Consider the following 3,421-nt stretch of genomic DNA (forward strand, 5'->3'; position numbering starts at 1 on the left):
AGGCCGACCCAGAATGTAAGCCCATCATGAACGCCAAGACCGGGGCCTTAATGCCTTGCCCTGGTAGCGATAAGCAATTTTATAAATCGATTCCGGCCTTAAATACAACTGCACCAAAAGTGAAGCAGGGTACAGAGGTTCAGACATCTAAAGCAACTACAAGCCCATCATCAACTTCTACCTCAACACCCACTTCAGCACCAAAGGCCGTTACTGCACCAGTTGAGTGCAAGCCACAACTCCATCAAAAGTCTGGCAGCCTCATGCCGTGCCCAGCACCCTAGGGTGTGGGTCACAGTCTTGAATGAGGCGTATGATCAGTTCAACTAGCCTAAGAGCTAATCCACATCAAATCACGCATCGGATCCAAAAATGAATAAATTAGGTGCTTTAGTTGTAGCAATTTCTGCAGCCACTTTATTGGCGGCATGTAGTAATACTCCTAAGTTGGCAAGTCAGCCAATGCCAAAGTCTGGCTTCTTACCAAATTATTCTGTGCTGGTGCCAATGGCTACGTCTGAAGCCGATACCCGTATTTGGAGATATCGCAAGGCGGGTGTCAATCCTGGCGCATACACTGCAGTAATTTTGGACCCAATTTATTTAAATCAGAATGCTACTAAAGAAATTTCTCCAGAGGTGATTAATCAGGCGCAGATCGCATTGCAGGATTCAATGGTCAGCGCAGTGAATAGTCGCGGAAATATCAAGATCGTAAATCAGCCTGGTCCAGGTGTAGCGCGAATCTCTGTTGGTATTACTGGGGCAGAAAGTTCAGCTGATAGTTTGCAGCCGTGGAATTTCACGCCGATTGGCTTGGCCATGAATGCGGCTGCTTATGCCGGTGGCGTGAACTCTAAAACTCCAGCGATGCTAGTGGAGAGCAAGATTACTGATAGCCAAACCAAAGATGTGATTGGTGAAGGCTTGGTAACAATTCAGGGAGAGTCTTTCCGAACTGGCGGAGGTTCCGTTGAATCATTTGTCGCTATGGCCAAAAAGGTAGTGAAGGTAGCTATGGAAACTTCTGCCGATCCAAGAGCTACTGGGGCTAAATAAATTTCTGATGCGAGCTTTCATTTCTAATCTTGGTCTCATCGGTGCAGCAGTATCCATTTTCATTGCAACTCCTGTGTATGCTGATGAGGCATCACGTAATAAAGAGATTCAAGAACGTTTTTCTCAGTATGATGTCAATCGAGATGGCAAACTTACTCTTAATGAGGCTAAGGGGTGTATGCCTCGAGTCTACGATCATTTCAGTAGAATTGATGAGCAGAATAAAGGCTATGTTACGGTTGCTCAGATTGAGGCAATGGCCGCTAGGTAATTAGATTGATAGAATGAAAGGGCCTCAGATGAGGCTCTTTTTTATTGGAGTAGATGATGACTTACGTAATTGAAGGTTTTAAGGATTCCATCATTACAGTCCCTTCGGCAGATGGCCCGATTGATATTGCTTGCCAGACTGCTGGCTCCGGTCCCGCGTTGCTACTGCTGCATGGATTTCCTCAATCTAAAGCAATTTGGCGTCACATTGCCCCTCAGTTGGCAAAGCGTTTTTCTGTGGTCGTGACGGATCTTCGTGGTTATGGCGCCTCATCAAAACCAGCTGGGACTCCAGATCATTCAACCTACTCAAAAAGATCCTTGGCTACTGATCAGCATGCCGTGATGCAAGCCCTTGGGCACAAGACATTCTCGGTATTAGGTCATGATCGTGGTGGGCGTGTATCGCATCGTCTAGCAATGGATTTTCCTGAGAGCATCGAGCGCCTGATGGTGCTCGATATTTCTCCAACACTCGCAATGTACGAGAACACTACGATGGAATTTGCTCGAGGCTATTGGCATTGGTTTTTCTTAATCCAAGCGCATCCTATTCCTGAGACGCTGATTGGCGCTGACCCCGAGTTTTGGATTAAAAACCATATGGGCAGGCATGCTGGTATTGGAATTTTTGACTCACAACCGTGGTCTGAGTATCTAGAGGGTGCAAGTAATCCGGCATCTTTGCATGCCATGTGCGAGGACTATCGTGCGTCTGCTTCAATCGATTTAATACATGATCGAGCTGATAGAGCTGCTGGTAAGAAATTACCAATGCCATTTCGAGTCCTATGGGGAGATCGCGGCCTAATAGCTAAGTGCTTCTCACCAATTGAAGACTGGAAGAGGGTGGCTGCAGATGTTTCTGGAAGAGGGGTTCCTTGTGGCCACTACATTCCTGAGGAATTGCCGCAGGAGCTGCTTGCTGAGGCAGAGAAATTCTTTGCTTGAGTATTCTATTTGGCTAGTTTGGGCAATTTTTTAGAAGTGGCTGGCCAGCTTAAAACAATCTTGGGATTAATTTTTAAGATCTTCTTGTCTTTATCTGGATAATTAACTCGGGACAATAAATCAGCAATCAAATTCAGATGTGCAAGCTTTTTGTCATTTGCACAGATGACGGTCCACGGCGCATCTGATGAATTAGTTTTCTTGAGCATTTCGTCTCTAGCTTCAGAGTAAGCGTCCCACATCTTTTGAGCTTTCTGATCGATAGGGCTGATCTTCCACTGCTTCAGCGGATCTTTTTTGCGATCTTTAAGCCTTTTTTCTTGCTCTTCTTTGGAGATATCGAGGTAGTACTTAATGATTTGAATTTCGGATCTTACAAGTAGAGATTCAAAATCATTTACAGTTGCCATGAATAGTTTGTATTGGTCATCAGTGCAAAAGCCCATCACTTTTTCTACGCCGGCGCGGTTATACCAACTTCGATTAAAGAGGACGGTTTCACCAGATGATGGGAGTTGCGCAACATATCTCTGAAAGTACCACTCATACTCTTCAAGGGATGAGGGGGCAGCTAGAGCAACAACCTTGGTATCTCTTGGGCTTAAATTTTCAGTAACACTTTTAATGCTGCCATCTTTTCCTGCGGCATCACGTCCTTCAAAAATAACTAAGAGACGTTTGCCTTTTTGAATGTTATGACGCTGTAGTTTGACTAATTCAATCTGCAGAAGCCGTAAGTCTGCCTCGTAAGTATCCTCAGAAATCAGTGACTTACTCACGGGCAGTCCTTAGGAAATGCTGAATGATTATTGAGCGGGTGTCTCTGAAACTACTTTTTTAGCTGGAGCTCTTTTTACGGCAGCCTTTTTTGCAGGAGCCTTCTTAGCCACAGCTTTCTTGGCCGGCGCCTTCTTAGCGGTAACTTTTTTAGCTGGAGCCTTTTTCGCAACCGCTTTCTTTGCAGGTACTTTTTTAGCTGGAGCCTTTTTCTCTAACTTATCAAGAGCTTTAGCAAGCTTATCAATTAATTTCTCTCTGTCAGCCTCGAGCTTGTCTAGTTTTTTCAATAATTGCTTCACTAATTTTTTCTGACTCATGACGTATTCCTTTAAATAGGGTGCTTGTTATTTAATCTGTGTAA

The 3,421-nt window shown here is 44.7% G+C and carries 6 protein-coding genes; 4 read left to right on the forward strand and 2 right to left on the reverse strand.

Going from position 1 to position 3,421, the window contains the following annotated elements:
• From B7X71_RS13940 to B7X71_RS13955, 4 genes are all read left to right on the forward strand, one after another.
• On the forward strand, positions 1–284 hold a 284-nt coding region (locus B7X71_RS13940; RefSeq protein ID WP_293601054.1), incomplete at its 5' end, for a hypothetical protein.
• Between the two features lie 88 nt (positions 285–372).
• The gene (locus B7X71_RS13945) at positions 373–1,059 is read left to right on the forward strand and encodes a DUF3313 domain-containing protein (protein WP_293599161.1); all 687 of its coding nucleotides are present in this window, start codon (positions 373–375) and stop codon (positions 1,057–1,059) included.
• A gap of 7 nt (positions 1,060–1,066) precedes the next feature.
• Entirely contained in the window at positions 1,067–1,330 is a 264-nt protein-coding gene (locus B7X71_RS13950) for a hypothetical protein (protein ID WP_293599162.1), read from the forward strand.
• Between the two features lie 56 nt (positions 1,331–1,386).
• Complete coding sequence (locus tag B7X71_RS13955) at positions 1,387–2,280, forward strand: alpha/beta hydrolase (RefSeq protein ID WP_293599163.1); 894 nt, start codon at positions 1,387–1,389, stop codon at positions 2,278–2,280.
• Between the two features lie 5 nt (positions 2,281–2,285).
• Here the strand turns inward: B7X71_RS13955 and ppk2 are convergent, their stop codons facing one another.
• Together ppk2 and B7X71_RS13965 are read right to left on the reverse strand one after the other, a co-directional pair.
• Complete coding sequence (ppk2, locus tag B7X71_RS13960) at positions 2,286–3,059, reverse strand: polyphosphate kinase 2 (RefSeq protein ID WP_363927099.1); 774 nt, start codon at positions 3,057–3,059, stop codon at positions 2,286–2,288.
• Between the two features lie 27 nt (positions 3,060–3,086).
• Complete coding sequence (locus tag B7X71_RS13965) at positions 3,087–3,377, reverse strand: serine/threonine protein kinase (RefSeq protein WP_293601055.1); 291 nt, start codon at positions 3,375–3,377, stop codon at positions 3,087–3,089.
• Positions 3,378–3,421: the final 44 nt, after the last annotated feature.

The organism is Polynucleobacter sp. 39-46-10, assembly GCF_002282275.1.